Annotated in this window: 7 protein-coding genes; 4 read left to right on the top strand and 3 right to left on the bottom strand. The window is 64.0% G+C overall.

Translation table 11 applies throughout. The features are described 5' to 3' along the window. Positions 1-92: 92 nt before the first annotated feature. Positions 93-1,286 carry an acetyl-CoA C-acetyltransferase gene (locus V3587_RS23225; RefSeq protein ID WP_007733254.1) on the bottom strand — a complete coding sequence of 398 codons (1,194 nt, stop codon included), beginning with the start codon at positions 1,284-1,286 and terminating at the stop codon, positions 93-95. Positions 1,287-1,393: 107 nt separating this feature from the next. On the opposite strand from V3587_RS23225, the gene mce reads away from it, so the two are divergent. Together mce and V3587_RS23235 are read left to right on the top strand one after the other, a co-directional pair. Then, positions 1,394-1,867 carry a methylmalonyl-CoA epimerase gene (gene mce, locus V3587_RS23230; protein ID WP_007733251.1) on the top strand — a complete coding sequence of 158 codons (474 nt, stop codon included), beginning with the start codon at positions 1,394-1,396 and terminating at the stop codon, positions 1,865-1,867. Positions 1,868-1,907: 40 nt separating this feature from the next. Further along, entirely contained in the window at positions 1,908-2,966 is a 1,059-nt protein-coding gene (locus tag V3587_RS23235; RefSeq protein ID WP_042452411.1) for a hypothetical protein, read from the top strand. Positions 2,967-2,973: 7 nt separating this feature from the next. On the opposite strand, the gene V3587_RS23240 is transcribed toward V3587_RS23235, so the two are convergent. Beyond that, positions 2,974-3,318 carry a hypothetical protein gene (locus V3587_RS23240; RefSeq protein WP_054828484.1) on the bottom strand — a complete coding sequence of 115 codons (345 nt, stop codon included), beginning with the start codon at positions 3,316-3,318 and terminating at the stop codon, positions 2,974-2,976. 19 nt (positions 3,319-3,337) lie between these two features. Continuing rightward, positions 3,338-4,012 (bottom strand): endonuclease NucS, encoded by a 675-nt coding sequence (gene nucS, locus V3587_RS23245; RefSeq protein WP_007733244.1) that lies wholly within the window; start codon positions 4,010-4,012, stop codon positions 3,338-3,340. Between the two features lie 42 nt (positions 4,013-4,054). On the opposite strand from nucS, the gene V3587_RS23250 reads away from it, so the two are divergent. Further along, a complete protein-coding gene (locus tag V3587_RS23250; RefSeq protein WP_030538094.1) occupies positions 4,055-5,647 on the top strand; it encodes an adenylate/guanylate cyclase domain-containing protein in 1,593 nt (530 codons plus the stop codon). Between the two features lie 143 nt (positions 5,648-5,790). Further along, positions 5,791-6,417 carry a dihydrofolate reductase family protein gene (locus V3587_RS23255; RefSeq protein ID WP_283377281.1) on the top strand — a complete coding sequence of 209 codons (627 nt, stop codon included), beginning with the start codon at positions 5,791-5,793 and terminating at the stop codon, positions 6,415-6,417. Positions 6,418-6,779 lie beyond the last annotated feature (362 nt).

Consider the following 6,779-nt stretch of genomic DNA (forward strand, 5'->3'; position numbering starts at 1 on the left):
TGTGCCCGAACAACTACGACGCCCCGTAGTTGTGTGAGAAAAACCACGGGGTGTCGCAGAGCGAGAGCGCTCGTTCAGGTGTATTTAGACACTCAGGCCTTGGGGACGCGGACGATGAGTGCGTCGCCTTGTCCGCCGCCGCCGCAGAGTGCGGCTGCGCCGATGCCGCCGCCGCGGCGTTGCAGTTCGAGGGCGAGGTGCAGGGCGATGCGGGCGCCGGACATGCCGAGGGGGTGGCCGACGGCGATGGCGCCGCCGTTGACGTTGACCTTGGCGGGGTCGAGGCCGAGTTCGCGGGTGGAGGCGATCCCGACGGCGGCGAATGCTTCGTTGATTTCGACGAGGTCGAGGTCGGTGGGGTCGATGCCTTCCTTCGCGCAGGCTTTGGCGATGGCCCGGGCGGGTTGGGACTGGAGGGTGGAGTCGGGTCCGGCGACGACGCCGTGGGCGCCGATTTCCGCGATCCAGGTCAGGCCGAGTTCTTCGGCTTTGGTTTTGCTCATCACGATCACGGCGGCGGCGCCGTCGGAGATCGGGGAGGCGGAGCCGGCGGTGATGGTGCCGTCCTTGCTGAACGCGGGACGCAGTTTGCCGAGGGATTCGGTGGTGGTGTCGGCGCGGATGCCTTCGTCCTGGGCGAAGACGATGGGCTCGCCCTTGCGTTGGGGGATGGAGACGGGGACGACTTCGTTGTCGAAGAGGCCGTCTTTCCAGGCGCGGGCCGCGTTCTGGTGTGAGGCGGCGGCGAAGGCGTCCTGCTCGGCGCGGGTGATGTGGGCGGTTTCTTGTTGGTTGACTTGTTCGGTGAGCAGGCCCATGGCCTGGTCGGTGAAGATGTCGTGGAGGCCGTCGTAGGCCATGTGGTCGCGGAGGGTGACGTCGCCGTATTTGAAGCCTTCGCGGCTTTTTTCGAGCATGTGGGGTGCGCGGGACATCGATTCCTGCCCGCCGGCGACGACGATGTCGAATTCGCCGGCGCGGATGAGTTGGTCGGCGAGGGCGATGGCGTCGATGCCGGAGAGGCACACTTTGTTGATGCTCAGGGCGGGGACGTTCATGGGGATGCCGGCGGCGACGGCGGCTTGGCGGGCGGGCATCTGGCCGGCGCCGGCGGTGAGGACCTGTCCCATGATGACGTAGTCGACCTGTTCGGGTGCGACTGAGGACTTGTCGAGGGCGCCTTTGATGGCGATGCCGCCGAGGTCGGACCCGGAGAGGTCTTTCAACGATCCGAGGAGTCGACCCATCGGGGTACGAGCTCCCGCAACAATCACAGAACTGGTCACGATTTCCTCCGGCTGCAAAAGAGAGATAGTCGTCGGTTCCGTGCGGCCTAAGAGCCAAGTCACATCCCGACGTGTACTCCTCAAACGGTAGCGCTACCGTGAAAGGTATGACACAGACCTCCCCCAGTTCTGCACTCGCACCTTTGTCGTCCGACCTCGTCGTCGCGATCGATCACGTCGGAATCGCGGTGCCCGATCTCGACGTGGCAATCGAGTGGTACACGCAGCACCTGGGCATGGTGTCGACCCACGAGGAAATCAACGAATCGCAGGGCGTGCGTGAGGCTATGCTCTCCGTCGTCGGCTCCCCCGCCGGATCCACTGCCGTTCAACTGCTCGCGCCTCTGGACGAGAACTCGACCATCGCCAAGTTCATCGACCGAAGCGGCCCCGGACTCCAGCAGCTCGCCTACCGGGTCACCGACATCGACGCCATCTCCGCCGAACTTCGCGACCGCGGGGTTCGGTTGCTGTACGACGCTCCCCGACGCGGTACGGCCAACTCGCGCATCAACTTCATTCACCCGAAGGACGCCGGCGGCGTCCTGGTGGAACTGGTCGAACCCGACGCGAGCCACTAGCAGACCCGACTCCAGCTCGTATGCCAGGTAGATTGTCGCCATGGCATACGAGCAGGACCGCGGTTCGATCCAACTTCCGTTCCAGATCGCACGGAAGGGATACGACCGCGACGAGGTACGTAACTACTTCGAGCGATTCGACGCGGAGCTGCGAGTTACCGCGGCTGATCGTGATGCTGCCGCTGCGCAGGCCCGTGACCTCGCCAAGCAGCTCGACGATGCACGCGACGACATCGACGACCTCCGCAAGGACGTCGACCGCCTCTCGGTACCGCCCACCACTGCGGAGGGCATGAGCGATCGCATCAGCCGCATGCTGCGCCTTGCCTCCGACGAGGCCTCGGAGGTGCGCGCGAAGGCCGAGGCCGACGCAGCCGAGATGACCTCCATCGCCGAACAGGACGGCGCCCGCCTTCGTGGGCACTACGAGTCGCTGATCGCCGAACTCGAGGACCGTCGCAACGCGATGGAAACCATGCACGAGCAGACCATGGCGCAGGCCCGTACCGAAGCCGCCCGGATCGTCGAAGCCGCGCAGGCCGAGCGGGATCGACTGGCTGCCGAGTCCGAGGCCAAGCGCACTCAGATCCGCGAAGACTTCGACATCTCGATGTCGGAGCGCCGCGCCAAGGTCGTCGCCGCCGTCAACGAGCTGGAGTCGTCGAGCAAAGCAGAGGCCGAGCGTCGACTCGCCGATGCGTCGCACGAGGCCCAGCGCAGGCTGCAGGCCGCCACTGATCAGTCAGAGCGCAAGATCGCTCACGCGAAGGAACTCACCGAAGAACTGCGCGTTCTCCGAGGCCGAATCCTGGCTCAGCTCTTGGGTATTCGCGGACAACTCGATTCGGTTCCGGCTATGCTCGCATCGGTCAACCGGGAGAGCGAACTCCTCGATGCACCGCCCGCTCCGGTCATCGTCGAAGCCGAGGAAGATCTCGAGATCGAAGACAAGAAGGCCGACGCAGATCCGGTCGACTCAGATAAGGTCAAATCAGAACCGAGTATCGACGAAGACGACGTTCTCGAGGACTCGGACGAGACGAACACCGCCGAGATCGACACCCGCGCCGTCGAGCAGCGAGCCCAGTCCAGGAACTGATCGACGCTCAGGACCACCGTCTGGTCAGGCTGCGCGTACCGCGGCCTGACCAGCATCCGGTGTGCCAGTGTCGACGCTCGTTCGCGCCGCCCGGTTCCGAAGGCCACGTCACCACGTGAGCGACGCCGGGTCTGATGTCGTGATCACAACCGGGGCATCGATAGAACTTCGTCGCGTTGGAGCCGGGTATCGGCCTGACCATGTACATTTCACCGCCCGGCCCGGGTTCCTCCCGGACCAGCGCTCCGCCGAACAACACGCCGCTTGGTGACGCCGACTCCGCGCTCGAATCCCGAGCACGCCGAGTATCCGTTCGACGGGTTTGCTTCGGCGAAGGTTTGCGGCGCGGCATGGTTCGAGTCTAAACAGCGTCAGAAGAGGCGGAACTCGGTGCTTTCGGTGCCCCGCAAGGCCTCGTAGTCAAGGACCAGGCAACGGATCCCACGGTCGTTGGCCAAAGTCTTTGCCTGCGGCTTGATCTGTTGCGCTGCAAAAACTCCCGTGACCGGCGCGAGCAGCGGATCGCGGTTGAGCAATTCGAGGTAGCGCGTCAACTGCTCGACGCCGTCGATCTCACCGCGACGCTTGATCTCCACCGCCACCGATGCACCGTCCGCGTCTCGGACCAGAAGGTCGACCGGCCCGATGGCCGTCATGTACTCACGCCGCACCAACGTGTAGCCGGGGCCGAGTGTCTCGACATGCTCCGCCAGAAGTTCTTGAAGGTGTGCCTCGACACCGTCCTTGATCAATCCCGGATCGAGACCGAGTTCATACGACGAATCGTGCTCGACCTCTTCGAGAGTGATCCGCAGTTCCTCGCCCGCCTTGTTGGTGACGACCCACAGGATGTCGTCGCCGTCCCCGGTGGTCTCGACCAACCAGCACGGCGGACTCATCCAGTTGAGCGGCTTGTACGCCCGATCGTCGGCATGGATACTGACCGAGCCGTCGGCTTTGACCAACAGCAGTCGTCTTGCGGTAGGGAGGTGGGAGGTCAGGCGTCCCACATAGTCGACACGGCAACGAGCAATAACTAGGCGCACCGGACCACCCTAAGCGATCATTACGACTACTCTCGACACACTATGCAGCGAAGCCGTGTCCCGAGTGCGCCCCTGGGGTCGTGGCTGCTCGGATCCACCGACGAAAGCCCCAGGCGCCGCCGAATCCGCGTCCAGGCACTACTCACCGCGCCCCTCCTGGTCACAAACCTGATCGGAGCGGTACTGGCGATCGTGCTCATCGGATTCGTGGTTCCCGGACCCGCGATCATCCACCCCGAATTCGCATGGATCAACTTCATTGCCGTGCCCGTCTTCATCGGGTGTGTCTTTCTCATCGGACTTCTGTGGGGCACCAAACGGCTGATGCGGGATCTTCGATGGGCCACCGAGGATCACCCACCGACAGAGCAGAATCAACGCGCGGCGCTGCGCGGGCCGTGGCGACTGACCCGAGTGCAAGCCGTCCTGTGGACGGCCGCGCTCATCACCTTTACGACCATGTACGGAATCGTCGACCCCGACACCATTCCGAAAGTTCTGTTCACCGTGGCTTTCAGCGGTATCACCACGTGCGCTTTCTGCTACCTGCTCAGCGAGTTCGCACTCCGCCCGATTGCTGCGCGTGCACTCGAATCCGGAGCACCCCGCAAGGCTGCCGTTCTCGGACTGACCGGCCGGACAATCCTCGTCTGGCTGCTCGGAAGCGGAGTCCCCGTCACCGGCTTGATGCTCGTGGCGGTCTTCAGCTTCATCCGGCCTGCATCGTGGCAAGCCCTCGCGATCGCCATCCTCGTCATTGGCGGAATCACCCTGTGCGTCGGACTCGGGCTGACATACATCAACATTCGGTCCGCCGCGGCCCCCATTCGGTCCGTGCGACGAGGAATGGAACAAGTCACCCGTGGCGACCTCACCGCGTCCGTCGTCGTGTACGACGGAACGGAACTGGGACTACTGCAGGCCGGCTTCAATCGCATGGCCGAGGGTCTGCGCGAGCGAGAGCGAATACGCGACCTCTTCGGGCGCCACGTCGGACACGAGGTTGCCGCAAACGCGGTTCGCCGAAACCCGGAACTCGGCGGTGAAGAACGTGACGTCGCCGTACTCTTCGTCGACGTCATCGGATCGACCACCATCGCGGCCACCAACTCCCCTACGGCGGTGGTCGCTCTACTCAACCGTTTCTTCGACGTCATAGTCGACGAGGTCGACGCACACGGCGGATTCGTCAACAAGTTCGAGGGCGACGCAGCGCTGGCGATCTTCGGAGCGCCGACGACACTCGACGATCACGCCGGCAGCGCACTCGCCGCTGCCCGCAAGATTCAGCAGCGCCTGCGTGCCGAGGTTCCGGAAGTGAGCGCGGGAATCGGCGTCGCCGCAGGTGTTGCCGTAGCCGGGAACGTCGGTGCGCGAGAGAGATTCGAGTACACCGTCATCGGTGATCCCGTCAACGAGGCGGCGCGACTGTCCGAAGTTGCCAAGACGGTTCCTGGTAACGTCGCCGCATCCGGTCGGGCTGTGGCTGCCGCTGACAGCGCCGAGGCTGCACAGTGGTCGATCACCGAGAACATCACCCTTCGCGGCCGCCTCGAACAGACCGAGCTCGCGATTCCGTGCGACGCTCTGGAGTCCGAGACCAGCCCGTCAGACTCCGTGCCCGTTCAGCCCTGACCCCACCTCCCCCCCCTGAGCGAACGGCACGTTCGGTCGGTCCAAGGCGATCAACGCCACGTTCGCTCGATGACTTTCCCGCTTCTCGACGGTCTATATCGGCACAGCGAAAATCCGACGACGCCTGGGAGATGGGTACGACTATGAAACTGACAACCTTTACCATCGTCACCCTCGACGGGGTGATGCAAGGACTCGGTGGTCCGGACGAAGATCGCCGTGGCGGATTCGAGCGGGGCGGCTGGTCCGCGCCATTGGTGGACACCGAAGCCATGGATTATCTCGTCCAGGTCTACCAGCGAGCTGACGCGTTCCTGTTCGGGCGACACACGTACGAGATCTTCGCCGGCTATTGGGGCGCGTTCGAGAATCCCGACGTCAACCCCATTGCAAGCGCACTGAATTCGCGGCCCAAGTACCTTGCGTCGACGACGCTCACCGATCCGCAATGGAAGAACACGACAGCCCTTTCAGGTGACACCGCCATCGCTCTCGGCGAACTGAAAGCCAGACCCGGCGGTGAGCTTCAGGTGCACGGCAGTGGCAACCTGTGCCGCTGGCTTCTCGCGAACGATCTTGTCGACGAGATGATCCTGCTGATCGTTCCGGTGGTGGTAGGCCAGGGCACGCGACTGTTTTCCGACTCCGGACCGGACATCGCACTCGAGCTGGCCGAATCGCGAGCCACATCAAAGGGCGTGACGATTCAGAGGTATCTGCCGGCCGGCCGGCCGAAGTATGCGACTGCCACCGCCGACGGCATCGACTGATCCGGGCAAAGCGCCTGTCGTCCTCAGGCGTGTTCCCGCCCCTGATGGTGTGAACGTACCGTTCCCCTCGTCTAAGAGGGTGAGCGTGTCGTTCACTCGATCCCGGACGGGGTGGTGAGTCGGCGGAGTGCCCGCCCCTTTGATGGTGTGAACGGTACGTTCGGTCGATCTGAGGCGACGAACGTACCGTTCGCTCGAAGTCGGGGGCCGGCGGGGGTGTTTTGGTGGGGTGTTTTGGGTACGAGAAAGCCCCCCAACCAGTACTGGTTGGGGGGCTTCTCTAATGTGTGTTCGGCGGTGTCCTACTCTCCCACACCCTGTCGAGTGCAGTACCATCGGCGCTGAAGGGCTTAGCTTCCGGG

Source organism: Rhodococcus sp. IEGM 1306, from assembly GCF_036541985.1.
Lineage (GTDB): Bacteria > Actinomycetota > Actinomycetes > Mycobacteriales > Mycobacteriaceae > Rhodococcus_F > Rhodococcus_F qingshengii.